Source organism: Natrononativus sp. DTA114, assembly GCF_059736515.1.
In genome coordinates this window covers 266658-290234 of record NZ_JCASSN010000002.1, presented here as the reverse complement: position 1 = coordinate 290234, position 23577 = coordinate 266658, and the positions used below count along the sequence as shown (strand labels likewise).

The window sequence follows — 23577 nt, the reverse complement described above, 5'->3', positions numbered from 1 at the left end:
TATTTCGGTTCCACCGCCTACTCCTCGAGACGATCCAGAATTGCGTCCTTGTCGTAGGACAACGTGAGCGACCGGGAGCGGCCGCGGCCCTCGATCTCGGCGTAATCGGCGTCTATCAGCGAGAGCTGATCGAGCTTGTTGACGATTTCCGAGTACCGAGTGTAGCCCAGCTCGGTGTCCTCGTGGAAGGCGTCGTACACGTCGCCGGCCTGCGCGCCGTCGTTCTCGGCGATCACGGTGAGGAGCGCGCGTTCGTTGTCGGTGAGCCCCGAGAGGCTCCGCGAGAGGTTGATGTATTTCGAGGTTTCGTAGGCCTTCTCGACGTCTTCCATCTCGACGACGCGACTGGCGCGCATCTCGGCGTTGAGCCCCGCCCGTCGAAGCAGGTCGATGCCAACCCGAAGGTCACCGCTGTCGGCGGTGAGGTCGGCGACGTGCTCCAGGACGCTCCGGGAGATGACGCCGTCGTGAAAGCCCCGTTCGACCCGCTCGCTCAGGATGCCGACGATCTCGGGCTGGTCGTACACCGGAAAGTAGACGTCTTCGGGTCGGAAGACGCTCTGGACCCGGGAGTCGAGTTCGTCGATCACCTCGAGTGCGGGGTCGGAGGAGACGACGATGACGCCGATCTTCGCGCCTGGGTGTTCCTCGTGGGCGCGAAGCAGCGAGTACAACGTATCGGAGGCCTCGTTCTCGTAGAAGAGGTAGTTGACGTCGTCCAGGGCGACGACGAGCACTCGGTCCTCCTCGATCAGCTTCTCGGCGATCTGGCCGAACAGCTTCTTGAAGGAGATTCCCGAGGAGGGCGGCTCGTAGTCGAAGGTTCCCTCGAACAGCCGGGAGAACACCGAATAACGGGTCGCGTTGACCTGACAGTTCACCCGGATCGTCCGGACGTCGCGGGTCTGGGCACCCACTTCGTCGAACAGCTTCTGAATAGAGGTCGTCTTCCCCGTCCCCGGCGGCCCGCGGACCATGACGTTGAGCGGGCGCGAACCCCTGACCGCGGGACGCAGCGCGTAGGTCAAGCTTTGCATCTGTGACTCCCGATGCTTGAACGTCTCGGGGACGTAGTCGATCTCGAAGACGTGTTCGTTCCTGAACACGGATTCGTCCCACGACAACATCCCCTCTTCGGGGTCACCTGCCATTACTTTCACCACGCTGTCGAAGCTACTTAGTTGTTTGCGCGTCTAGGAGTTTCGGCGCGTGCCGGTCGACCGCGAGGGCGACTCGAGCGGGACGTCGGCCGTCCGGAAGGAAGTGTCGAGGGCGACTCGAGTACCGACAGACCCGGTTTGGGCTGAAATCACTCTTTCAGTCTACAGAAGGCTTTCATAAACACCCCGACGACACAGTGTATGGTGCAGACGTCGCGAAGACGGGTGTTCCGACGCTGCGGTGTGGGTATCGCCGTCGCGATTGCCGGCTGCGTCGGCGACGGTAACGCTGGCGGCGAACGCGAAGACGACACCGCCAGAATCGCCGCGATACACGGAACGCTCGTGGAGGCGGCGCCAACGGGAGACGCCGTCGTCGACCACGACGACGGCCGAATCGTCGACGACGAGGTGATCCAGGAACTGCTCGACAGGGCCCGCGACCCCGACGGGCGAGCGGAGACGGTGACGATGAGCGGCGGGGAGTTCGAACGGGTCAGCGTCGACGAGACCGAGTTCGATCAAGAACGGCTGGCAACGACGGCAAGCACCCTCGAGGAACTGCCGCTCGTCGAGGACTCGCCACCGGGAGTGTACGTTCGGCACCCGGATCAGCTCGTCGCGGTCGGCTACGGCGGCGTCGACGACGAGTGACCACGGAGTCGGTCGAATCACGTCGTGGGCGGCCGTTCATCGCGGTGTTACCCGCCAACGCCGACCCGTTCGTAGATAACGCCGCCGAGACAGCCGACCGGCACCGCCACCCAGACGGTCCACGCGAACGCTCCAAAGCCCACGAGCAGGGCGAACGCCGGCCCGGCTGTGGGATCGGCGCCGGAAAGCGACGCCGCCGCGGTAGCGGTGAGGACGACGGCCAGCAGGGCAGTCGCGACCAGGTAGGCCAACAGCGTCGCCAGCAGACCGGCGACCGCACCGCGGTATGGAGTGTCCGCGGACAGGAGACGCCAGACGAGCGCAGCCGCGACGAACGCCGCCGGAACCACGAACGGAATCGCGTAGGCGGCGAAAACCACGAACGCCGGATCCGCGACCGTTACGGACGACCCGGCCGCGTCGAGACCGGCAGCGACGATCGCGAAGACGGCGGCGGCGACGACCGCGGCCGAGGCACCCGCGTAGCCGGCTCCGAGCGCGGCACGGTCAGCGCCCGGAAGACGGCCCGGACCAACCCGCTTGCACACGGTACTGAGACCGTCGAGGAACGTCGTCAGGTACATGCATACCTGTTAAATTTGTGACTTCATAGTCGTTTGGTCAGTCGAACTTCTCGAGCAACCGCTCGTAAAACGTCTCCTCGTCCACGCTGCCTGCGCCATCTCGCTCCTCGCCCGCCAGCTTCTCGACGATTAGCTCCGGCGTCGACCGGGCGAGGTGATCCGTCACCGGCGAGCGGTTGACCACGAGTTCGCCGTCGACGAGGCCGACCGCCTCGATGCCGTCAACCGCGACGTCGAACTCCGCGGTCTCGCGGATCTCCTCGGCGAGGTGCGAGACGAACACCGCCGTCGCCCCGTTTTCCGAAAGCGCCTCGAGAATCCCCGCGATGATCTTCGCCGAGGCGCCGGGTTCGGTGATGCTCTCGAGTTCGTCCACGAGCACCAGCGACTCCTCGCCGCCGTCTGCGAGGGCCGCGAACTCCCTGACCGTGGATTCGAACGCGCCCGCATCGAGGGTTCCCTGGGTCTTGGCGTGGTAGTGAAGCGCCTCGAACCGGCGCAGACGGACATCCTCGGCGGGGACCGGCAGCCCCATGTGCGCCAGGACGACCACAGCGGCGACCAGGTCTAGCGTCGAGGTCTTCCCGCCGCTGTTGACCCCCGACAGCAGGGTGACTCCCGAGACCTCGTAATCGACGGGGTCGATCGCCTCGAGCGGTTCCGAAAGGAGCGGCGACCGGCCACCCTCGATCGCGACGCCGGAATCGGGGTCGAAGGTCGGCATCGTACACTCGAAATCGCGGGCGAACCGGGAGATGGCGAGTTCGACGTCCAACTCGAGGGCGTCCCTGACCAGCCGCTCTGCGTCCTCGCGCTGGGCGGCGAGGTCGGCGGCGAGGTCGCGCTTGAGCCGGGCGGCGCGGCGCTCCTTCGCGGCCGACAGCTCCTCGCGCAGCCGTGAGATCGTCTCCTCGTCGTACTCGACGGGAAACGTCGGCTCGTCGGAGAAGGCCCGGCGAGCGAGGTCGTCCTCGCCGGCCTCGAGGGAGAGCGAGTCGACCAGGTGCTCGCGAGCGGCGTCGACGGCCGCGGCGTACTCGTCGGCGAGCTCCCGCGAGAGCAGCGAGTCGACCCCCGCGCCGCGTTCGACCAGCGAGAGCAGGTCAGCGCCCTCGATGGTGACGTCCTGCTCGCGGATCGCCTCGCGCAGCCGGTCGTTGGCGACGCTCGCGGCGGTTCCGGCGGTAGTCTCGAGGTCGTCGACCGCCACGGAGAGCCGGTCGAGTTCGTCGTCGCCCGCCACGGTGCCGTCGGCCGCGAGCCGCTCGAGGCCGTCCTCGAGGGCCTCGAGGTCGCAGTCGGCCTCGAGAGCCGCCGCGCGGTGGACCGTCGCCGCGGCCCGGATCGAGTCGCGGTTGCGAGCGAAGAAGGCGAGCGGGCGCTCGGGGACGATCTCCGCGGGGGACTCGAGGGCGTCCGGCCGAACCCGGACGTCGCCCTCGAGGTCGATCCCCGAGAACGCCTCGTCGATGGCGATCACGGTCGCGTAGCCCCGGGCGAGTTCGGCGAGTCCCTGGGCGTCCTCGACGATCTCGATGGAGAGTTCGGGGACCGCCTCGCGGGCTTCGCCGTAGCGCTCGGCGTCGGTCGTCGCCAGACAGCGGTCGCGCACGCGGACGTCGCCGGGACGCTCGAGCGGCTGGACCCCCTCGAGGGCCGCGAGCAGATCGGGTGTTGGCTCGCGTTCGACGGCCTCCCGCGCGAACGCCTGGGCTTCCTCGATGCGCGAGCGTCGGGCGCTCGGGTAGAACGTCTCGAGGCGCTGGGCACCGTAGCGGGTGACGGTTCGCTCCTGGCAGAGCCCGAGGACGGTGCGGTAGATCTCGCGGGCGCGGTCGGTCGCGAGGAAGCCGCCGGGGTCATCGTGCTCGCGGCGGATCGCGCCGCGGGCGATCCGGGCTGCCCGGCCCTGGCTGATCCCCGGTGCTCGCGCGAGCGTGGCGACGTCGCCCGCCCGCAGCGCCCGCTCGGGCTCCTCGAGTTCCGCGAGTGCGCGGGCGGTCTTCTCGCCGACGCCCGGAATCGACTCGAGTTTCATCGACTGTGGTATTACAGGCGACCGAGAAAAACTTCCCGCCCTCGAGACGGTCGGCCGACGACGAAAGCCCGTCGTCTGTCAGCTCCGACTGTCGACACCGAAGACGGAGCCGCGCCCCTCGAGGCGAGTGTGAGTGATTTATACCGGTCCGCCCGGAGTGTGTAGCTATGTGCGTACGTCGACGGTTTCCCGCCCCGCCGGCCGCCGAGAGCAGTGTCCCTCGAGGAGCGTGTCCGCATGGGCTATAGCGTCGAACAGGGGGTACTCGACCGCCTGGCGCTGTTTCGCGTCTACATCTACGGCCTCTGTATGGGGACCGCCGACGCCCTCCCCGGCGTCTCCGGGGGAACCGTCGCGCTGCTGCTCGGCTTCTACGGACGGCTGCTCGCCGCGATCACCGCGATCACTCCCGGCCGGATCACCGACGTCTGCCGCGGCTATGACCCCGCACGCCGGGGTCGGGCGAAAGAGGCGCTCACCGAGATCGATCTCCAGTTCCTGCTTCCGCTCGGCGTCGGAATGGTCACTGCGGTCGCGATCATCGCCGAACTCGTCACCATGCTGGCCGAAAGCCATCCGATCGCGCTCTCCGGCTTTTTCGCCGGGTTGATCGCCGCCTCAGCGGTCGCCCTCTATCGGAGCCTGACGGTCACGTCCGTCCTCGATGGAACGGCCGTCGTGACGGGAATCGGAATCGCGCTACTGATCGGAAGCGGCGTCATCGAAATCCCCGGCAGTGGACCCGTCGCGATCTTCATCGCCGGTATTTTCGCCATCAGCGCGATGATCCTCCCCGGGATATCGGGTGCGCTGATCCTCGTGTTGCTCGGCCAGTACATCCCGCTCACGGGGGAGCTGAGCGCGCTGACGAGCGCCGTGGCCGGGCTGGCCGGCGGCGGCTCACCGGCCGCGCTCGTCGACCCGGGAACGACCGTGGCACTGTTCGTCGTCGGCGGCTTCATCGGACTGCTCACCATCGCCCGTGTCGTCCGCCGGGCGCTCGCTCGCAACCGACGGCTGACGCTGCTCTTCCTGGTCAGCCTCATCGCCGGCTCGACGCCCGCGCCGCTTTTCAACATCGACCAGATGATCGACGGCGCGTTCACCTGGACGACCGAGGGCTACGTCGTCGCGGCCGCCTGGGGGCTCGTCGGCGCACTCGCGCTCTTCGCCCTCGACTACCTCGCTGGCGGATTCGACCCCGAGTGAAACTCACGCGCGCTTGCGCGTTCCAGCGTGGTCGTTATCCGACCGGCCCCCCTCTATCGGGTATGGGACTTACCAGATTCCTCGGCTCGAAGACGACGCGGTCGCTCACCGTCGTCTCCGTGCTACTCGAGGCGAAACGCGCGTTCGACCGGAACAACACGCCCCGCGCCGTGCTCCTGCTCGGCGTGGCGGTGCTGGCCTGGAAGTGGGCCCTGATCGGGATGGCCGCTCAGGGACTTCTGAAGGTGCTTCGGGTCGGCAGATAAACACCGCTCGTTTTCGACGCCCGTGGCGTGACCGTCTCGAGGCCGCTCACCGACTCGAGCAGCGGCTGACGGTGGGTCAGTTCTCCTCGCCGTAGTCGTACTCCTCCTCGGGGTCCTCGACGCCCTCGGTTCGCGAGCCGACCCAGGCGCCCAGCGAGAGGCCGTACACCAGGTGCGCGGCGTGAAACAGCGCGAGTTCGTCGGCGTCGAGTTCGATATCGAGCAACTCCTTCAGCATGAACTGGGAGCCGAAGGCCGACAGCCCCATCCCGTACACCGCCCCCCAGACCAGCCCCCGCTGCTCGGGTTCGATCGACCGCTCGGCGTCGAGCAGCGCGAACAGGCCGCCGAACACCGCTCCCGCGGAGACCCCGTAGAGGAGGTGGAGCACGAGCCCCGCGACCGGGTGGTCGTCTGCGTCGCCGCCGCTGACGTAGCGCGCCCAGAAGTTCGCCGACGGCGGCAGCGACCGGAGGATGGGGAGCCGAAAGGCCGTCATAATGAGCGTCGCCACGAGCCCCGCCTGGAGACCGCGAGCCGACGCGTAGGCGGCGTGCTCGAGTCGCGACCGACCCCTCCGAGCCGACGCTCCCGTCCGTGTACCCTCTGTCACCGTTCCGTCCGTCCCTCGCTCGCTCGAGCGTCCGAACATGCTCCGGGCGTACCACGAGAATCCCCTTAACTGTCCACGCTGCACCGGACGACAACGCGTTTTTGCCGGTGCACCACGAACGCCGGGTATGACCACGGTCGAGGCGAAACTCGAGGCTGCCCGCGACGACCTCGCGGCGCTGGACGGCGCGCTCGTCGCATTCTCCGGCGGCGTCGACTCGAGTGTCGTCGCGGCACTCGCCCGGGACGCCCTCGGCGAGGACGCCGTCGCCTGCACTGCAAAGAGCGAAACTCTCCCGGCGGCCGAACTCGAGGACGCCAGACGGGTGGCCGCGGAGATCGGCATCCGCCACGAGGTCGTCGCGTTCTCCGAACTCGACAGCGACGCGTTCGTCGAGAACGACGAGGATCGCTGCTATCACTGCCGGACGATGCGCCTCGGGAAGATGCTCGAGAAAGCCCGCGAACTCGGGATCGACACCGTCTGCGACGGCACCAACGCCGACGACCCCGGCGCGGGCCACCGGCCCGGCCTCCGAGCGGTCGAGGAACTCGAGATCGCCTCGCCGCTTTTGGCCCACGGGATCACGAAGGACGAAGTCCGGGAGATCGCCGACCGCTACGACCTCTCCGTGGCCGACAAGCCCGCGATGGCCTGTCTCTCCTCGCGGATCCCGACCGGCCTCTCGGTGACCGAGGAGCGACTCACGCGCATCGAACGCGCCGAGGCCCTGGTGCGCCAGTGGGGGTTCGAGGGATTCCGGGTGCGGGATCACGACGGGCTCGCACGCATCGAGATCGCGCCGGCGGAACTCGAGCGCGCCCTCGAGACGGAGTTCGTCGAAGCGATCCGCGATCCGCTCGCCGACCTCGGCTTCGATCACGTCACCCTCGACCTCCACGGCTACCGCACCGGCAGCGTCAGCCCCGCCGCCGGCGAGACGGCCGCGGACGAGCCGCTCGTCGAGGACGTCTTCAGCGCGGAGTACCCCTCACCCGAGGACTGAGCGCACTCGAGCCGACGCGACAGCCCCGGTGAGCCGAGAGCGAACCGCTCGAGCAGCGAAAGCCGAACCCGATCACTTCCGCCCGACCCACTTGAGGACGAGCAGCGTCCCCTCGAACAGCAGGATCATCGTGATCGCGACGAAGATGGGAGCCATCAGCGTCGGGTCCATCGTGAACATGAACGCGAGCCCCGCGAACGCGGCCCAGAAGTAGAGGCGCTTGTCCGCGAGCCAGCGGCGGGTCGTCACGCCCATCATCACCGCGAGGATGATGAAGAGCGGAATCTGGAAGACGACCGCGAGGAAGCCGGTAAGGGTGATGATCAGGTTGAACGTCTCGCCCAGCGCGTAGGCGATTTCGGCGCTCCCCTCGGAGTAGAAGGTGAAGTACCGAAAGAGGATCGGGAGGATGACGAGGAACGAAAACACCATCCCCATCCCGGCGAGGATCACGCTGGTGGGCACGGCCGCGAGGTAGTATTTCCGCTCGTTGGGGTAGAGTCCCGGCTTCATGAAGAGGTACGTCTGGTAGACCACCATCGGTAGAGCGGCCATGATCCCCAGCAGCGCGGCGACCTTGATCCGGGTCAGCCACAGCTCGAGCGGGTGGTAGACGTGAGGCGGGCGGAGTTCGCTCTCGGGGATGACGTGGGTCCAGATGATGTCAATCGCGGTGGTGGCCCACAGCAAGCCGAGGGCGGTGAACGCCGAGCCGACCAGGACGACGAGCGCGAGCCGCATAACCATCTCCTCGATGTGGTCGGCCAGGGGCATCTCCTGATCGTCCGGCGGCGTCGAGATACCGCCGATATCCTCGTCCGGGTCCGGGTAGGTTGGCTCCTGGGACGGCCCCTCGTTGTGGTCGCGGACGACGCCTTCGCCGTCGGTTTTCGCCTCCGGCGGCTCCTCACCCTCGTCGGGTGCGGGCGGGATGTCGTCGTCCGGCGCGGGCGGCAGGTCGTCCCGCTCGCGGGGGTTGTTCCGCTCGGCGGGCTCGATCGGTGGATCGTCGGCCGCTCCGTCGCCGTCCCCCGTTCTCTCGTCACCGCCGCCGTCTTCGCCGGACTCGGCCTCGTCGTGCTGAACCCCCGGTTCCGGAACGCTCGAGGGCTCTCGTTCCTCGGGCGGGCGCTGTGGGCCGTACACCGGCTCCTCGACACCGTCGCGATCCTCGTCGTCGACCTTCTCGAGGCCGCCCGTATCGGGCGATTCCTCGGCCTCCGCGTAGCGGTCGGCCGGCTCGAACGGGTCCTGTTCTCCGGGTTCGGGCTCGAGTGCCACGGGTTCGTCAGGATCGGCATCCGCGTCGTCGGACTCCGGATCCGCGTCGGACGCCGGCGGATCCTCCTCACCATCGTCGTCCGCTCCGGACGGCTCCTGCGGTTCGGTGTCGTCTTCGGTTCCGTCACCGTCCGCCGTGGCCGCCTCGGAGTTCTCCAGGTTCTCGGACGACTCGCGTGGCTCTTCGGGCCGGTCACTGTCGGCACCCTCCTCGGAGTCGTCCGGCATCTATCGGGATATAGATAGGCCACTCGTTATAGGCCTTTTTCTTATCGTCACCACGAGGGCATGCCCGCAGCCGGTTCGTGGGTGTCACAGCCAGCATTCACACGAAAGGTTGATAACTGGATGTAAGCTATCCACGAGCAGTCAATGAGTTCTGCCGTCGACGAGGATACCGCCCGCGCGATCAACAGCGGCCGGGAAACCATCGGCGCGCTCTTCTCGAGCGCACAGACGCACCTCCAGAAGGTGTTCATTATCTTCGTCATCGGCTTTATGGGGTCGTTCTACGCGCTCCGGATCTGGATCTGGGACTTCCTCGAAGCGACCGCGAAAGCCGAGATGGCCCAGCACACCGCCGAGGCGACCGATCTCATCACCCGGACGCCGTTCGAAGTGATACTGCTGCAGGCGAAGATCGGTATGGTCGTCGGCATCATCGTCGCGATTCCCGCCCTGCTCTACTACTCGCGGGACGCGCTTCGGCGCCGGGGCGTCCAGTCCGTCGTGCCGATCACGAAAACCTACCTCGCACTGTTCGCGCTGACCTCGATCACGCTCGCCGCGCTCGGTATCGTCTACGCCTACAGCATCTTCTTCCCCTACGTCTTCGAGTTCCTCGCCTCCAACGCGATCAATCTCGGCGTCAAACCCAGCTTCGGGATCACCGAATTCACCGAGTTCATCGCATTGCTGACGATCTCGTTCGGGCTCGCCGCCCAGCTCCCACTGTTCATGGGCGTGCTCGCGTACACCGAGATCGTTCCCTACGAGACGTTCCGGGACAAGTGGCGCCACGCCATCGTCGGCGTCACCGTTTTCGGCGCCCTGTTCTCTCCGCCGGACCCCTTTACGCTGATTATGTGGGCGATGCCGATGGTCGCCCTCTACGTGTTCAGCCTCGGGCTAGCGAAGGTCGTCACGAACATCCGACGCCGGGGTGCCGCCGAGGCCGCTGGCGGCACCGCACTGATCAAGCGGCGGCTGCTCCAGTTCGGCGGCGGACTCGCGATCGTCTTCGCCGCCGCAGCCGCGTTCATCCAGCTCGACGGCTTCCGCTACCTCGATCGAACGGTTCACTCGAGACTCGCCCCGCAGATCCCCTACTACCCCAGAGGGGCAACGCCGTACCGGGAGGCCGTTCAGAACACGGCAACCGCCTACGGCGAACTCGGCCCGCTCGTCATCGGCGCCTACGCGGCACTCGCGATCGGCGCCACGCTGCTTCTACTCTACACCCTGGCCGTCCTCCGCGGGCCGGTCTACCCGCGGGAGGCGGCGATCCGCACCGGCGATCCCGAGGAGATCGACCTCGAGGTGCTCGACGCCGACGCGATTGAGGCCGTCCCGCCCCAGGTGTTCCTCGCGATGGAAGAAGAGGAGGCGCTGGATCACGCCCGGACGGCGATGTACGACGACGACAAGGAGAAGGCCCAGGCGATCCTCGACCGCTACGACACCCTCCAGGCGAGCCAGCAAGCGGCGGGCGATGGCGAGGAGGGCGCCGCGGGTGGCGCCGCCGGCGCCGGGGCCGGCAGCGGGGCCGCTGCCGAGGAAGAGGAGGGAAGTTTCCTCTCGAGTACGGCCGCCGGAATGCTCGATCCGTTCACCGAAGAGGAGACGACCGAGGACGACATCGGCGGCTACGCCTACGACCTCGTCTTCATCCTGAACAGCCTGACTTCGAAGATGTTCCGCATCGTCGGGACGTTCCTCGTCGTGATGGCGGGGACGTTCTTCTGGCTCTACCAGGGAGGGGTTCGCGACGTGCTCGTCACGTTCCTCGACCGAATGCCCGAGGACGTCCTTCACGAGGTCGCGATCCGCAACGACGTCGATCCCGCGGGGATGAGTCTCGACGAACTCATCACCCAGATGGACATCGTCATCGCGCTCCACCCCGTCGAGGTGCTGATCTTCGCCGTGAAGGTGAGCGTGCTCGCGGGGGTCGTCGCCGTGCTCCCGCTGATCTGCTACTACGGCTGGCCCGCCGCCAGAGAGCGCGGGCTGGTGCGGGGTGACGAGCGCGTCTTCCTCGTCTGGGGCGGCACCCTCCTCGCCGGCTTCGCCGTCGGGACCTACCTCGGCTTCTTCTGGGTGGCCCCCGCGGTCATCTCCTACCTGGTCGCCGACGCGATCAACGCCGAGATGGTCGTCTCGTTCCGGATCAGGAGCTTCTTCTGGCTCGTGATCTTCACCACCGTCGGGATCGGCTTCCTGTTCAACATCATCGTCACGATGGCGCTGTTCCACGTCGGCGGCATCGTTAGCTACCGGACGATGCTCAGGGGATGGCGACCCGTCGTCGTCGGCATCTTCACCATCGCCGCGTTCGTCAGCCCGAAGGGAATCCTGACGATGATCCTCATGGCGATTCCGGTCGCCGTCACCTACGTCCTCGGTCTGGCGGTCCTCTACGTGCTCACCGGCGGCGGCCGGCTGTTCGGCGGCGGCCGCGGCGGCACCCCCGCCGACAGCGAGCCCGAATCCGAGCCCGGCGCAGTCGCCGAGTGAGACGGTCTGCTGTAACTGTTTACCGCTGCAAGCGCAGGACGAACGCGGCTGCAGCGGAAATGACTTACAGCAGACCGTATGACCACCCGGGCGGACCCGACAACCGACGAATTAAGGACGATACTGTCCGAACCGCTACCCATGCCCAAGATCAGCGTCGAAATCCCACAGGAACTGCTCGAGGACTTGGACGAACACGTCGGCGACGACGGCAAGTTCGTCAACCGGAGCGACGCCATCCGGGCCTCGGTCCGGAAGACCCTCGACCTCCTCGATGAGATCGACCAGCGCCACGACCGACTCGAGAACGGCGAGTAGCCGGCAGAGAGAGGTCGAAGCCGGGCGGACCGTTCAGTCGCGCTCGAGTCGCTGTGCGAACCCGAAGTGGGGCTTGACGTCCTCGACGCGAACCGTCACCGTCTCACCGACCTCGGTGGCGGGAACGAACAGCCGGAATCCATCCACGGAGGCGATGCCGTCGCCCTCGCTGCCGACGTCGACGATATCGACCTCGAGCTCCTGGCCTTCCTCGATCGGCGCAGTGAGTCTCCCCTTCCCGAGCAGATAGATCTCCGAGGATTCCTTCCGTGACGCTTTTGGACTGGTCGCCCGGACGTACTGGAACTCCTCGCCGATGTCCGCCCGGAGGTCGTCGACGTCCGGTCCCTCGAATACCTTCACGGCGAAGTTGCCGCCGGGACCCAGTAGGTCGAGGGCCGTTTCGAAGGCCATCCGCGCGAGGTGCAGCGAGCGGGCCTGGTCGAGGGAGTACTCCCCGGACATGTTCGGCGCCATGTCCGAGACGACGCAATCGACCTCGTTGCCGGCGATCTCGAGCACCCGCTCGCGGGTCCGATCCTGGGTCATGTCGCCGCGAACCGTCTCGATGCGGTCGTCGTACGACTCCTCGAAGTCCTTGATCCGCTGAAGGTCGACCGCGATCACGGTTCCCCGCGGGCCGACCTTCTCGGCGGCGACCTGGGTCCAGCCACCCGGCGCGGCACCCAGATCGACGACGGTATCCCCGCCCTCGATCAGGTTCTCGAGGTCGTCGAGCTGTTTCAGCTTGTAGGCCGCCCGACTCCGGTAGCCCTGCTGTTTGGCCCGGTTGTAGTAGTCGTCCTTTCGGCTCATTGGAGGCGGTAGCGCCTCGAGTCGGATACGCGTATCGTTCACCAGCGAGCCGACCAGCATCGGCGAATCGTCACGGTAGCCTCGTTCGAATCGCCGAACAGTCACACCGCCTCGAGACGGCGCTCTAGCTCCGCCTCCAGCCACGCCTCGAGTTCGTCGGCCGGTTCGTCGACGAACGCGACCGTCTTGTCGAAGAAGCCGGAGACCCCGAGGAGGCGGACGGCCTCGTAGATCGGCCGTCGCTCCTCGAACCCCGGCGGGAGGCTCCCCCGCTCGTCCCGGTAGCCGGCGTGCAGCGCCGCGACGAGTTGGTCGGAAGCGCGCTCGCGAAGCGAGTCGAACTGCTGGTCGCGAACCCGGACGAGGTCGCGAGCGGGGTCGCCGGCGTGGGCGATCTCCCAGTCGAGAAAGCCGATTTCGTCCCCCTGACGGAAGCAGTTGGCTCGCGCCGGATCGCCGTGAAGCAACGCGGCTGGCGCCGCCTCGAGTCGCTCTCGGTTCGACTCGACGGCTTCGATCACCCGGTCGAAGTGGTCGTCGAACCGGGTACAGGAGGCGATTTCCTCCATGTGCTGAATCGTGTCGACGAGGACGTCCGTCCAGGGGGCAGTCTCGAGTTCGAGCCCGTCGGTCCCACCGCCGACGACGTGGCCGTGGTCGTCGAATCGGTGGCCGTGGACCCGACCGAGGGCGGCGCCCACCTGCCGGGCCAGCGCGGTTCGCTCGTTCGGGTTCGCGTCCCCCCACAGGTGCAGGATCGACTCGCCCGAGACGGGTTCCGTCAGGAGGTACGAAACTGACCCCGTCGCGTCGCTCGCGAGGACGGTCGGCACTGGAACCGTCCGTCGGGCCTCGAGATAGGCGATCACCGCCCGTTCGCGGGCGATCCGGGAGCCGCTCCCGTCGGCCGCGACCTTCATGTACGCCGTGTCGCCGTCGGTGAACTCGACGGCGACCGTCCTGTTGGTATCGTTCCAGGAGGGACCGGCCTCGGTCACGGTGTCGACGGCACGGTCGGGGACGGCGTTCTCGAGGGCAGTCGCCAGGAGAGAGTCCATCGCTCGAGAACAACGTGTCAATCGGGGAAGGACCTTGCGATCCGGAGGACGATCACCGGCGCAGACAGTCTTCGGTCGCTTCACTTTCACCGCGTAACGGATGGCTTTTTGTACCGACCGTTCGTAGCCCGTCCTATATGTTCAAGGCCATCGTGAGCGCGGAAACACTCACCAGCGCGCTCGACTCGGTGAGCGTGCTGGTCGACGAGTGTAAGATTCACCTAGAGGATGACGGCCTCCAGATACGAGCCGTCGACCCCGCCAACGTCGGGATGGTCGACCTCTCGCTCGATGCGGCCGCCTTCGAGTCCTACGAGGCCGACGGCGGCCTGATCGGCGTCGATCTCTCGCGACTCGAGGATATCGCCGGCATGGCCGAATCTGGCCAGCTCATCCAGCTCGAACTCGACGAGGAAACTCGCAAGCTCCACATCCAGATCGAGGGCCTCGAGTACACCCTCGCGCTGATCGACCCCGACTCGATCCGCCAGGAGCCCGACATCCCCGAACTCGACCTGCCGGCGCGAGTCGTCCTCGAGGGGAAGGACGTCAACCGCTCGGTGAAGGCCGCCGACATGGTTTCCGATCACATCGCACTCGGCGTCGACGAGGCCGACGAGTCGTTCTACGTCGACGCGGAGGGTGACACCGACGACGTTCACCTCGAGTTGACCCGCGACGACCTGATCGATCTGCAGGCCGGCTCGGCCCACTCGCTGTTCAGCCTCGACTACCTGAAGGACATGAACAAGGCGATTCCCGGCGACGCGGAGGTCACGCTCGACCTCGGCGAGGAGTTCCCCATCAAGCTCTACTACGGCTTCGGTGAGGGGCAGGGCCAGGTCACCTACATGCTGGCGCCGCGCATCCAGAGCGACTGAGCCGCGTTACCGTCTTCTTCGTCCGTCTCGACTGCGATCACGGGCACTGCCTGCCGTCAGCGAACCGGCCGCTCTGTCGATCATTACTCGAACCGGCCGCTCTGTCGGCCGCTGCTCGAGTCGACCGCTCTATCGTGCGCGGAAAGAAACGCTACCAGTTCCTCGTTCACCCGGTCGTCGTCCTCGATGAAGAAGAGGTGCGAACCGCCCTCGAACGTCTCGAGACGGGCGTCAGGAATCTTCTCTGCGAGCAGTTCGCCGTTCGCGACGGGGACGACCCGGTCGTCGGCACCGTGTAATACCAGCGTCGGCGCTCGAATCCGCTCGAGGCGGTCGCTCACGTCGTGGCCGAGTACGGCCCCGGCCTGGGCCTCGCGTGCGGGGTCGCTCGCGTCCTGCTCGAGGCGCCACTCGATGATCCGATCCATCAGGTGAGGGTTTCGGTTGGTAAAGCGCTCGGTGAAGGCTGGGCGCATCCGGTGGCGGATGACCTCGCGCTCGCTCGCCCCCTTCGGCGCGGAGCCGATGTGTTCCATCGTCTCGTCCGGTATGGGAACGGCGTCCGGCCCGCCGTGGCTCGTACAGCACAGCGTCAGCGTCTTCGCGCGGGTGTACTCGAGGGCGTACCGCTGGGCGATCATCCCGCCCATGCTCGCGCCGACCACGTGGGCCTCGCGAACGCCCGCGTCCTCGAGGACGGCCTCGAGATCGGCCGCCATCTCGCCGATCGAGTAGCTGAACGGCCCCGCGAGCAGCGGCGTGCGGAGTTTGCCGGGGAGTTTCGGCACCAGCGGCGGGAGGCCGGCCTCGGACCGGCCCGTCCCGCGGTTGTCCGGGGCGATCACCTCGCGGTCAGGGGAGACGGCCTCGCGCTGCCACCGCCACATCCACCGCCCGTAGCCCAGCCCCTGCACGAAGACGACCGGTGTTTCCTCCCCATCGTGGTCATCGCGTTCGTAGTAGATCGACACGCCGTCGCTGGTCGCCCGTGGCATACCCCCACCGACGTGTCGAACCCCCTTGAAATCGAGCCTCGAGGCGGGTTCTCGAACCCTCGAATACAACGCCAGAAAACGGCCAACCGGTTTCTCGAGCGACAGTTTATCGGGGTAGCCCACGCAGTATCGCCCATGTCGACACCCATCGATTACGGAGCTCTCGAGGCGGGGCGCCACGTCAACTACTGGGAACTCGACCGGACGCTCCAGCGCGAACTTCGGCGGGTGTACACCGGCGAGGAGTTCGAGTGGGCCGAGTCGCGACTCGAGTCCTTCGGCGATCTCGTGGGCCATACCGTCGCCGATAACGCCGACTACATCGACGATCACGGGCCAGAACTCGAGGCCTACAACAAACACGGCGAGGTTCAGAACCGGGTTCGCTACCCCGCCGAGCAGTACGAGAACGAACGTGCCGTCTACGAGTCGGGGATCGTCGCCGACGTCTTCGACGCGCCGCCAGGTCGCGAGGAGCCGATGCCGTTCTCGCACAATCTCGCGATGCAGTCCCTGCTGAGCTACGCCGACCCCGGCTTCGATTGCCCCGTCGCGATGACCGCGGGCGCGGCACTCGTCTTAGAGAAGTTCGGCGACGACGACCTCGAGCCCTCCCTCGAGGCGCTGACGAGCCGCGAGTACGACGACCTGATCGAGGGGGCGATGTTCCTGACCGAGAAGCAGGGCGGGAGCGACGTCGGTGCGGCCGAAACGCGCGCCGAGTGGGACGAGACCGAGGAGTGCTGGCGTCTCTGGGGCGAGAAGTGGTTCTGCTCCAATATCGACGCCGAGGGGACGCTCGCGCTCGCCCGAACCGAGGACGCCCCCGAGGGAACCGCGGGGCTCTCGATGTTCCTCGTGCCGCATTCGGATCTGGAAGACGGACCCGTGGCGAAAGGCGACCTGCTCGAGGACGGCCCGCTCTCCCCAGACGACCTCAACGACCAACTGTACCGGCGACTGAAGGACAAACTCGGCACCATCTCGGTGCCCACCGGCGAGGTCGAGTTCACGGGCACGAAAGCTCACCTCGTCGGCGAGAAAGAAAACGGCTTCAAACAGATGGCCGAGATGCTCAACCTCGAGCGGCTGTCGAACGCCGCCGCCTCCTGCGGGATCATCGGTCGGGTGCTCCTCGAGAGCAAGATCTACGCGGCCAACCGGGAGGCGTTCGGCGAGACGATCGACCAGTATCCGCTCATGCGGGCGGATCTGGTCGACATGGCCGTTTCCCACGAGGCCGTGACGGCGTACGTCCTCGAGGCCGCGCGGCTGTTCTCCGAGCGAGAGCGGGCCGAACGAGCGGGGGAAAAAGCCGACGACGCCTATCGCCTGATGCGCCTGCTGATCCCGATCGCGAAGCTCCGGACGGCGCGAATGGCCGTCGACACCGCCTCCTACGGGATGGAGATCCACGGCGGCAACGGCTACGTGAACGAGTTCGTCACCAATCGCCTCCTTCGGGACGCCCAGGTGCTGCCCATTTGGGAGGGGACCGAGAACGTCCTCTCGCTGGACGTCCTCCGGGCGCTCGAGCGCGAGGCCGCCCACGAACCGCTGTTCGAGGCGATCGAGGGCCGGCTGGCCGCGGTCGAGCATCCATCGCTCGCGGACGCCGCCACAACCGTCGAGGCCGAGTACCACGACCTCGCGGGCGCGCTCGCGACGCTCGCTGGCGCCGACGGCAACTACGCTCAACTCTCCGCAAAGCGCCTCGCTCACTACGTGTTCGACGTGTTTACCGCCGCCCTGCTGCTCGAGGAGGCCCAGGCGGAGATCGAGAGCGGAGACGGCCGACTGGCGCTGGTCGCCCGGCGGTTCGTCGCGACCGAACTCGAGGATCGGGCAGCCCGCGGGATCACGAGCGAGGACCGGTTCCCCCTCGAGCACTTCGAGGAAATCGTGCGGTACGCACCGGTCGAGCCAACCGAACTCGAGACCAGCGACTGAGAGGGGCGCGGATCGCCGTCCCGGCCACAGCGATCAGTCGCTCCGGCGGTGCAGCCGCATCTCCATCCCGTCGGCGGGGTGGACGGTCAGCGACCCACGAAGCGGGATCGGGCCGTCGGCACACCGCTCGAGGCGGAACTCCCTGGCGACGGTCGCGGCGATGATCGGCGCCTCGAGCATGGTAAAGCCCTTCCCGATGCAACTGCGGGGGCCGGCCCCGAACGGGAAGTAGGCATATGTCGGGTGGCCGGGCTCGAGCCAGCGGCCGGGGTCGAACCGGTCGGGGGCGTCGAAGTAACGCGGGTCTCGGTGGATCGCCCACTGGGGCAGCATGACGAACGAGCCCTCCGGGATCTCGTAGCCCGCGAGTTCGCCCCGCTCGTCGGCCTGCCGGAACATGACGTACACCGGTGGATAGAGCCGCATCGACTCTCGGAGGACGTTCCGCAGCGTCTCGAGTTCGCGAACCGCGGCGGCCGTCGGCGGCTCGTCCTTGAGGACGCGGTCGACCTCCTCGTGGACCGCCGACTCGGCGGCGGGGTTCGCCGAGAGCAGCGCCCAGGTGTAAGTGAGTACCAGCGCCGTCGTGTCGTGACCCGCGAGCAACATCGTCATGAGCTCGTCGCGAATCCCCGCTTCGTCGATCTCTCCGGCCTCCTTCGCGCGCAATAGCAGCGCCAGCAGGTCGGCGTCGCCGGGATCGATTCCGCGTGCGCGGCGCCTCGAGACCAGGTTGTCGACGACCTCCTCGAGTCTCGCGAGCGACCGGGTGAACTCCCGGTTCTCGGGCGTCGGCAGCCAGTCGGGAACCACCGCCCGCCGCGGGTCGGGTTCGAACCGGCTGCCGATCGGCTCGAGCAGCATCGCGGTTTTCTTCGCCAGTCCGACCGGGAGGTCGACGCCGAACATCGCCTCGACGATGATCTCGAGGGTGACGCGGGCCATCTCCCACTCGAGGTCCCTGACCTCGCCGTCCGCCCAGCGGTCGACCATCGCCGCCGCCCGGTCGGCCATCACGGGTGCCAGCCCGTCGATCCGGGCGGGGGCGAATGCCGGCCCCGCCAGCTGACGGCGCTCGCGCCAGAGCGCTCCCTCGCTCAACAACAGTCCCTCGCCGAGCAGGTCGCCGAACGCGTCGGTCTGAAAGTCGGGTTTCGAGTACCGGCGTTCCTCGCTCACGAGCACGCGTTCGACGCTGTCGGGCGAGGTCACCATGTACGTTCGCGTCGGTCCGAAATCGAACGCCGCGATATCCCCGTAGGCGTCTCGAACGGCGGTCACGAAACCGAACGGGTCGCGTGCGTACCGGGGGATCACCCCTACGACCGGCGCGCCGCGCGGGCCGGGGGGTCGGGCCGTCGCAGTCATAGGAACCGAAGGGCACGAGCGAGCAAGAGCGTTAGCCCGAACTGTGGTGGTTCGATCGCAGTTCAGGGGAGGGCGTCAGGTTAACGCGTACGCAGCCCAGACGAGGAGGAGGCCGAGCATCCCCGTCAGAACCCCCAGATAGGCGCCAATCGCCAGGGGAACGACCTCGAGAACCAGCAGCCCCGCGGCGAAGGCGAGAAACGAGAGTCCCATGCCGCCGGCGACGATCGTCACCGGCCAGTTGCGCGGCTCCGCCTCGGCGGGGCCGGCCGACTCGACTTCGTCGAGGACGCCCTCGAACAGCCGCGCCGCCTCGGGGGTGAACGCGAGCAGCGAGGGCGTACCGAACGACCGCGCGCCGGATCGGTACGAAACCCAGTAGCAGACGGTAGAGCCGAGTTCGAAGCGGCGGGCGTTCGTGATCGCCTCGAGCGGGACGGTTCCGGTCCGGTACTCGAGTTTCGGTTCGTCGGCGTCGATTCGTCCCCACGTCGTGAACCCCGAAACCGCGACGAGCGCGACGAACAGCGCGCCGATGAGAACGCCCAGCGCGCGAGGGGAGACGAGGACGAGCCCCGAGACGACGACCGAACCCATCACCGCCGCCGCGAGCAGCCGCGGAAGGGTGAACGCCGCTGCGTACCGCTCGGCGGTCGTCTCCTCGGGGTCGTCGGCGGGGTCCGGGAGGAACAGCGAAAGCGGCGGTCTGTAGTCGGAGTCCCCGAGCGCCGGCAGCACGTAGAGCAGCGAAACCGGACCGCCGACGAGAACGAGCAGCGCCACGAACGCGAGCGACGCGACATCACCGTCGCCGGCCGCCACGAGCGCACCGACGACGGTACTCGCGAGAACGGCCAGGGCGATGCCGCCGAGCGTCCCGATCCAGGCGTAGCAGACGGCACGAACGACGGCGGAGTTCGCCGCGTCGATCCGCCACTCCACAGTCCTGTCGGTCATTCGACTCGAGGTCGGTCGGGGTGCATCATAGGCGTTCCGGCGGGGGAAAGGGATGAGTTTCCGGCGGTGCGTTCACTCGAGCAGTTCGGCGGCTTCCTCCGCCTCCATCACGCCCTGTTCGACCGCGTTCAGCACGCGAAGGATCTCCGGATCGGGGCCGGGATCGCTCTCGCCGACCTCCTCGAGGGTAACCTTCCTCGAGTCGCCGATGAACTCCGCGAAGTCGACGCCGTCGGCGATCGCGGTCTCCTTCTTCACCCGGTAGTTGCCCCCGTCGGTCACGTAGAGGTCGCCCGGGTGGAAGAAGTACCAGTCCTCGCGGTCGAACCGGACGCCGATCCGGGGTTTCGCGCCGAAGTTCTGCGCGAAGTAGATGAGCGCCTCGACCTCCTCGCCGGTGAGATAGATCGGGTTTCCCGAACTCGATTTGGCCTCGATCGCGTAGAACTGCTCGCCGTCACCGGCGAGGACGTCCGGCAGTTCCCGATCCGTGGCCGCGCCGCTGGCGGGTGCCCGCATCACCGCGAAGCCGGCCTCGTCGAGTTTGTTGACGAGTTCGCGCTCGCGGCGGTCACCCTTCGCCTGAGACATGCCCGTAGCTCGCCGCCGGGTGGTAATAAACGGGGTGGAGTCGGCCGTCGGTTACAGCGCGAGCGCCGGGAGGAGTTCGACGGCGGCCGTCATCGCGGCCTCGAGCTCCTCGGGGAAGAACTCGAGGGCGAGGTAGAGAAGGGCGAACTGGAAGGCGTTGTAGAAGGCGTGGGCGGCGATCGGAGCGACGAGGTTCTCGGTGACGACGTAGAGGTAGCCGAAGATGATCGAGCCGACGAAGAGCGTGAGCATGATCGGGACGAGTGCGAGCGGATCCGCGGCACTGCCGTCGAGGGCCAGCCCGTAGGTCGGGATGTGGACCGCCGCGAAGATGACGCTGGTGGCGATAACGGCACCGATCGGGGTGAAAGCGGAGTACAGGCGCTTCTGGATCACGTTCCGGAACAGGAACTCCTCTGCGGGGGCGTTGAACAGGAAGACGATGACGAGCATGAGCAACACCATCGTCGAATCGTCGCCGATGAACTCGATAACCTGGTTGTCCGCCTCGGGCAGACCGAGCGCGGACGAGAGGACGCTGACGACGATCATGAGGACGAGCGCGGCGACGGTCGCGACGAGGGTGTAGGCCCACTCTCGAGCCGTCGGCGGACGGAGATCGAGATACGACCAGCCGTAGTTGCGGTAGTAGAGATAGGCTGCGCCGATAAGCACCATTCCGACGAAGTTCAATGCCATCATCGTGAGGATCGCCCCCCGTTCGGCGTCCGCCGGCGATTCGGCGAGCGTCGGATCGATGAACACTGCCGGAAGAACAGTGAACTGGGCGGCGACGAGCCCCCCGATAGCGAGCAGCAGTGCGACGAGCAGCGAGCGCGTGTAGGCGTCTCGTTGGAGAAGCGGGTCCATATCCTCGTTTACGTGAAGGAAGACCTTGGGCGTTCCTTTCACCGCGGCGTACTACCGGGTTCGAAACAGTCGGTCAGAAAGACGATCGCGAGAGGCACCTCTCGGAGCGCTCATCCGAGGAGATACCGGAGTTTCGGGTAGCGCTCGACGATCGAGAGCTCCTCGAGGTAGCGGTCGAGGCCGAGGATCCGACCCGCGGCGAAGGCCCCGAGCGCGAGGAACACCGCGGCGTAGACGAACTGGTCGTTGACCAGGCCGCCGGCGACGTCCCAGCTGCCGAAGTAGAACATCACCATCTGGATCGAGGCGCCCAGCGCAGCCAGGCGGACGAACACGCCGGCGATGAGCGCGATTCCGATCAGGAACTGCGTCCACGGGACGATCACGTCCACGGCGGCCATCATCGCGCCGCTCTCTGCCATCAGGCCGAAGAGCCCGCTGGCCGGACTCGCCGGATCGACGTTCGCGAGGTAGCCGTAGGCGCTGAACTCGCCCGTGAGCTTTCCGTAGCCCGCCGTGAGCATGACCCAGCCCATGATGAGCCGGAGACCGACGACCGCCCACGCGCTGAGCTGGTGGGGCGTTCCCTCGAGCGTTACGCCACCGAGACGGCTTTCCAATCTGTTTTGCGTAGTTGCTGCCATTGTCCTGTACCTCTACAGATTAACAGTGGACAGCCAGTCACGTATAACCGATAACTGATTCCCAGACGTCGGGAAACTGATCAAAACTGCAGGAAGGTTGTAAAGGAGGAGCGCTAGCAATAGACAGTCGTCAACCCCACGGCTGCGGGCGGCCCCCGCGAGTTACGTTCCGTGGTCCCACGAGCCCATGTACTCGCGCTGGACGTCGGTGAGCGCGTCGAACTCGACGCCCTCGGCGGTGAGTTTGATCTCGGCAATTTCTTTGTCGAGGTCGTCAGGAACGTCGTGGACGCCCGCATCGTACGCGTCACTGTTCTCGAGCATCTCCCGAACACAGACCGCCTGGACGCCGAAGCTCTGGTCCATCACCTCGACGGGGTGACCCAGCGAGATGGGGGCTGCGAGGTTGACCAGTCGTCCCTCGGCGATGACGTTGAGTCGGCGGCCGTCCTCGAGTTCGTACGCTTCGACGCCGTCGCGGGCCTCGTAGCGGTCGACCGCGAGATCGTCGAGGGCCTCGAGGTCGATCTCGATGTCGAAGTGGCCGGCGTTAGCCAGCAGGACGCCGTCTTTCATGGCCTCGAAGTGTTCCTCGACGACGACGTCGCGGTTGCCCGTCGTCGTGAGGAAGACGTCGCCGATCTCGGCGGCCTCGGCCATCGGCAGCACGTCGTATCCTTCCATGTGGGCCTCGAGCGCCCGCCGGGGCTCGACCTCGGTGACGATGACGTTCGCGTTCTGGCCCGAGGCCTTCCGGGCGACGCCCTTGCCGCAGTAGCCGAAGCCGGCGACGACGACGTTCTTGCCGGCCCACGAGAGGTTCGTGGTCATCGCGATCGAGGCCAGCGAAGATTCGCCGGTGCCGTGGACGTTGTCGAACAGCCGCTTCATCGGCGTGTCGTTCACCGCGAAGACGGGGTACTCGAGGGCGCCGTCCTCGTCCATCGCGCGCAGGCGGTGGACGCCCGTGGTGGTCTCCTCCGCCCCGCCGACGATCCCCTCGATCAGTTCGGGGTGGTCCTCGTGGATCGCGGCGACGAGGTCCATCCCGTCGTCGACCGTGATGGTCGGCTCGTGGGCGATGACGGCCTCGATGGCGGCGTAGTACCCCTCGTCGTCGACGCCGCGTTTGGCGTAGCTCGTGATGTTCTCGTGGGCCTCGAGCGCCGCGCTCACGTCGTCGTGGGTCGACAGCGGGTTACAGCCGGTCACCGCGACCTCGGCGCCGCCCTCCGCGAGCGTCTCGACCAGGATCGCCGTTTTCGCCTCGACGTGCATCGCCATCGCGATGCGCTCGCCCTCGAACGGTTGCTCGGCGACGAACTCCTCGCGCAGGTGCTCTAAGATCGGCATGTGCTGGCTCGCCCAGTCCATCTTGCGTCGGCCCTCCTCGCGAGCGGCCGCTACATCATCTAGCTGCTCGCTGATCGGCGGATACGCAGTCATGCGCGAATAGAGTGCGACGGAAGGGAAAACGCTACCGAAGCGACAGCGGTGGAGTATCCGATCCGTTCGAACCGGTTTCTCGAGCGGACTCGAGTCGATACAACGGTCCGACGACGGGAGCGTGCCTCTGACGGAA

22 protein-coding genes are annotated in these 23577 nt (G+C 67.0%); 8 read left to right on the top strand and 14 right to left on the bottom strand.

The features are described 5' to 3' along the window. Window positions 1–17 precede the first annotated feature (17 nt). Window positions 18–1151, bottom strand: a complete 1134-nt coding sequence (locus AC6I6S_RS09405; protein WP_497949687.1) for an ORC1-type DNA replication protein — start codon at window positions 1149–1151, stop codon at window positions 18–20. A 210-nt stretch (window positions 1152–1361) separates the two neighbouring features. Between AC6I6S_RS09405 and AC6I6S_RS09400 the strand changes: the two genes are divergently transcribed. Continuing rightward, on the top strand, window positions 1362–1814 hold the full coding sequence (locus AC6I6S_RS09400) for a hypothetical protein (RefSeq protein ID WP_497949686.1): 453 nt from the start codon (window positions 1362–1364) through the stop codon (window positions 1812–1814). Between the two features lie 47 nt (window positions 1815–1861). Here the strand turns inward: AC6I6S_RS09400 and AC6I6S_RS09395 are convergent, their stop codons facing one another. Continuing rightward, a complete protein-coding gene (locus tag AC6I6S_RS09395; protein ID WP_497949685.1) occupies window positions 1862–2398 on the bottom strand; it encodes a hypothetical protein in 537 nt (178 codons plus the stop codon). Between the two features lie 37 nt (window positions 2399–2435). Beyond that, window positions 2436–4436, bottom strand: a complete 2001-nt coding sequence (locus AC6I6S_RS09390; protein ID WP_497949684.1) for a MutS-related protein — start codon at window positions 4434–4436, stop codon at window positions 2436–2438. 237 nt (window positions 4437–4673) lie between these two features. On the opposite strand from AC6I6S_RS09390, the gene AC6I6S_RS09385 reads away from it, so the two are divergent. Further along, window positions 4674–5645 (top strand): DUF368 domain-containing protein, encoded by a 972-nt coding sequence (locus tag AC6I6S_RS09385; RefSeq protein WP_497949683.1) that lies wholly within the window; start codon window positions 4674–4676, stop codon window positions 5643–5645. Between the two features lie 62 nt (window positions 5646–5707). Next, on the top strand, window positions 5708–5911 hold the full coding sequence (locus tag AC6I6S_RS09380; protein ID WP_497949681.1) for a hypothetical protein: 204 nt from the start codon (window positions 5708–5710) through the stop codon (window positions 5909–5911). A gap of 76 nt (window positions 5912–5987) precedes the next feature. Here the strand turns inward: AC6I6S_RS09380 and AC6I6S_RS09375 are convergent, their stop codons facing one another. After that, window positions 5988–6563 carry a DUF6789 family protein gene (locus AC6I6S_RS09375; protein ID WP_497949680.1) on the bottom strand — a complete coding sequence of 192 codons (576 nt, stop codon included), beginning with the start codon at window positions 6561–6563 and terminating at the stop codon, window positions 5988–5990. 88 nt (window positions 6564–6651) lie between these two features. Here AC6I6S_RS09375 and larE point away from each other — a divergent pair, with 88 nt between their 5' ends. Beyond that, window positions 6652–7530: an ATP-dependent sacrificial sulfur transferase LarE gene (larE, locus tag AC6I6S_RS09370; RefSeq protein WP_497949679.1), complete on the top strand. Its 879-nt coding sequence runs from the start codon at window positions 6652–6654 to the stop codon at window positions 7528–7530. Window positions 7531–7602: 72 nt separating this feature from the next. Here the strand turns inward: larE and tatC are convergent, their stop codons facing one another. Next, on the bottom strand, window positions 7603–8529 hold the full coding sequence (gene tatC, locus AC6I6S_RS09365; RefSeq protein ID WP_497949805.1) for a twin-arginine translocase subunit TatC: 927 nt from the start codon (window positions 8527–8529) through the stop codon (window positions 7603–7605). Between the two features lie 654 nt (window positions 8530–9183). Here tatC and AC6I6S_RS09360 point away from each other — a divergent pair. Together AC6I6S_RS09360 and AC6I6S_RS09355 are read left to right on the top strand one after the other, a co-directional pair. Next, window positions 9184–11547, top strand: a complete 2364-nt coding sequence (locus tag AC6I6S_RS09360) for a twin-arginine translocase subunit TatC (protein WP_497949678.1) — start codon at window positions 9184–9186, stop codon at window positions 11545–11547. 141 nt (window positions 11548–11688) lie between these two features. Continuing rightward, window positions 11689–11865, top strand: a complete 177-nt coding sequence (locus tag AC6I6S_RS09355) for a ribbon-helix-helix domain-containing protein (RefSeq protein ID WP_497949676.1) — start codon at window positions 11689–11691, stop codon at window positions 11863–11865. Between the two features lie 33 nt (window positions 11866–11898). Here AC6I6S_RS09355 and AC6I6S_RS09350 read toward each other — a convergent pair whose 3' ends face one another. Then, complete coding sequence (locus tag AC6I6S_RS09350; RefSeq protein ID WP_497949674.1) at window positions 11899–12681, bottom strand: 23S rRNA (uridine(2552)-2'-O)-methyltransferase; 783 nt, start codon at window positions 12679–12681, stop codon at window positions 11899–11901. 101 nt (window positions 12682–12782) lie between these two features. Then, window positions 12783–13739 carry a phosphotransferase family protein gene (locus tag AC6I6S_RS09345; RefSeq protein ID WP_497949673.1) on the bottom strand — a complete coding sequence of 319 codons (957 nt, stop codon included), beginning with the start codon at window positions 13737–13739 and terminating at the stop codon, window positions 12783–12785. 137 nt (window positions 13740–13876) lie between these two features. On the opposite strand from AC6I6S_RS09345, the gene AC6I6S_RS09340 reads away from it, so the two are divergent. Then, window positions 13877–14620, top strand: a complete 744-nt coding sequence (locus AC6I6S_RS09340; RefSeq protein ID WP_497949672.1) for a DNA polymerase sliding clamp — start codon at window positions 13877–13879, stop codon at window positions 14618–14620. Window positions 14621–14703: 83 nt separating this feature from the next. Here the strand turns inward: AC6I6S_RS09340 and AC6I6S_RS09335 are convergent, their stop codons facing one another. Continuing rightward, window positions 14704–15615 carry an alpha/beta fold hydrolase gene (locus tag AC6I6S_RS09335; RefSeq protein WP_497949671.1) on the bottom strand — a complete coding sequence of 304 codons (912 nt, stop codon included), beginning with the start codon at window positions 15613–15615 and terminating at the stop codon, window positions 14704–14706. Window positions 15616–15750: 135 nt separating this feature from the next. On the opposite strand from AC6I6S_RS09335, the gene AC6I6S_RS09330 reads away from it, so the two are divergent. Further along, on the top strand, window positions 15751–17565 hold the full coding sequence (locus tag AC6I6S_RS09330) for an acyl-CoA dehydrogenase family protein (RefSeq protein WP_497949669.1): 1815 nt from the start codon (window positions 15751–15753) through the stop codon (window positions 17563–17565). A 33-nt stretch (window positions 17566–17598) separates the two neighbouring features. On the opposite strand, the gene AC6I6S_RS09325 is transcribed toward AC6I6S_RS09330, so the two are convergent. The 6 genes from AC6I6S_RS09325 to AC6I6S_RS09300 all read right to left on the bottom strand — a co-directional run bounded on the left by AC6I6S_RS09325 (window position 17599) and on the right by AC6I6S_RS09300 (window position 23441). Further along, entirely contained in the window at window positions 17599–18933 is a 1335-nt protein-coding gene (locus AC6I6S_RS09325) for a cytochrome P450 (RefSeq protein WP_497949668.1), read from the bottom strand. Window positions 18934–19008: 75 nt separating this feature from the next. Further along, a complete protein-coding gene (locus AC6I6S_RS09320) occupies window positions 19009–19890 on the bottom strand; it encodes a hypothetical protein (protein WP_497949667.1) in 882 nt (293 codons plus the stop codon). A 72-nt stretch (window positions 19891–19962) separates the two neighbouring features. Then, window positions 19963–20481: a Holliday junction resolvase Hjc gene (hjc, locus tag AC6I6S_RS09315; RefSeq protein WP_497949666.1), complete on the bottom strand. Its 519-nt coding sequence runs from the start codon at window positions 20479–20481 to the stop codon at window positions 19963–19965. 51 nt (window positions 20482–20532) lie between these two features. Beyond that, the gene (locus AC6I6S_RS09310; RefSeq protein WP_497949664.1) at window positions 20533–21351 is read right to left on the bottom strand and encodes a CPBP family intramembrane glutamic endopeptidase; all 819 of its coding nucleotides are present in this window, start codon (window positions 21349–21351) and stop codon (window positions 20533–20535) included. Window positions 21352–21461: 110 nt separating this feature from the next. After that, entirely contained in the window at window positions 21462–21995 is a 534-nt protein-coding gene (locus AC6I6S_RS09305) for a DoxX family protein (RefSeq protein WP_497949663.1), read from the bottom strand. A gap of 162 nt (window positions 21996–22157) precedes the next feature. Further along, window positions 22158–23441 carry an adenosylhomocysteinase gene (locus AC6I6S_RS09300; protein ID WP_497949662.1) on the bottom strand — a complete coding sequence of 428 codons (1284 nt, stop codon included), beginning with the start codon at window positions 23439–23441 and terminating at the stop codon, window positions 22158–22160. Window positions 23442–23577 lie beyond the last annotated feature (136 nt).

Excerpts from the sequence above, each read along its gene's own strand:
- AC6I6S_RS09405 (WP_497949687.1), bottom strand. The coding sequence starts at position 1,151 with ATGGCAGGTGACCCCGAAGAGGGGATGTTGTCGTGGGACGAATCCGTG.
- AC6I6S_RS09400 (WP_497949686.1), top strand. The coding sequence starts at position 1,362 with ATGGTGCAGACGTCGCGAAGACGGGTGTTCCGACGCTGCGGTGTGGGT.
- AC6I6S_RS09395 (WP_497949685.1), bottom strand. The coding sequence starts at position 2,398 with ATGTACCTGACGACGTTCCTCGACGGTCTCAGTACCGTGTGCAAGCGG.
- AC6I6S_RS09390 (WP_497949684.1), bottom strand. The coding sequence starts at position 4,436 with ATGAAACTCGAGTCGATTCCGGGCGTCGGCGAGAAGACCGCCCGCGCA.
- AC6I6S_RS09385 (WP_497949683.1), top strand. The coding sequence starts at position 4,674 with ATGGGCTATAGCGTCGAACAGGGGGTACTCGACCGCCTGGCGCTGTTT.
- AC6I6S_RS09380 (WP_497949681.1), top strand. The coding sequence starts at position 5,708 with ATGGGACTTACCAGATTCCTCGGCTCGAAGACGACGCGGTCGCTCACC.
- AC6I6S_RS09375 (WP_497949680.1), bottom strand. The coding sequence starts at position 6,563 with ATGTTCGGACGCTCGAGCGAGCGAGGGACGGACGGAACGGTGACAGAG.
- larE (WP_497949679.1), top strand. The coding sequence starts at position 6,652 with ATGACCACGGTCGAGGCGAAACTCGAGGCTGCCCGCGACGACCTCGCG.
- AC6I6S_RS09360 (WP_497949678.1), top strand. The coding sequence starts at position 9,184 with ATGAGTTCTGCCGTCGACGAGGATACCGCCCGCGCGATCAACAGCGGC.
- AC6I6S_RS09355 (WP_497949676.1), top strand. The coding sequence starts at position 11,689 with ATGCCCAAGATCAGCGTCGAAATCCCACAGGAACTGCTCGAGGACTTG.
- AC6I6S_RS09350 (WP_497949674.1), bottom strand. The coding sequence starts at position 12,681 with ATGAGCCGAAAGGACGACTACTACAACCGGGCCAAACAGCAGGGCTAC.
- AC6I6S_RS09345 (WP_497949673.1), bottom strand. The coding sequence starts at position 13,739 with ATGGACTCTCTCCTGGCGACTGCCCTCGAGAACGCCGTCCCCGACCGT.
- AC6I6S_RS09340 (WP_497949672.1), top strand. The coding sequence starts at position 13,877 with ATGTTCAAGGCCATCGTGAGCGCGGAAACACTCACCAGCGCGCTCGAC.
- AC6I6S_RS09335 (WP_497949671.1), bottom strand. The coding sequence starts at position 15,615 with ATGCCACGGGCGACCAGCGACGGCGTGTCGATCTACTACGAACGCGAT.
- AC6I6S_RS09330 (WP_497949669.1), top strand. The coding sequence starts at position 15,751 with ATGTCGACACCCATCGATTACGGAGCTCTCGAGGCGGGGCGCCACGTC.
- AC6I6S_RS09325 (WP_497949668.1), bottom strand. The coding sequence starts at position 18,933 with ATGACTGCGACGGCCCGACCCCCCGGCCCGCGCGGCGCGCCGGTCGTA.
- AC6I6S_RS09320 (WP_497949667.1), bottom strand. The coding sequence starts at position 19,890 with ATGACCGACAGGACTGTGGAGTGGCGGATCGACGCGGCGAACTCCGCC.
- hjc (WP_497949666.1), bottom strand. The coding sequence starts at position 20,481 with ATGTCTCAGGCGAAGGGTGACCGCCGCGAGCGCGAACTCGTCAACAAA.
- AC6I6S_RS09310 (WP_497949664.1), bottom strand. The coding sequence starts at position 21,351 with ATGGACCCGCTTCTCCAACGAGACGCCTACACGCGCTCGCTGCTCGTC.
- AC6I6S_RS09305 (WP_497949663.1), bottom strand. The coding sequence starts at position 21,995 with ATGGCAGCAACTACGCAAAACAGATTGGAAAGCCGTCTCGGTGGCGTA.
- AC6I6S_RS09300 (WP_497949662.1), bottom strand. The coding sequence starts at position 23,441 with ATGACTGCGTATCCGCCGATCAGCGAGCAGCTAGATGATGTAGCGGCC.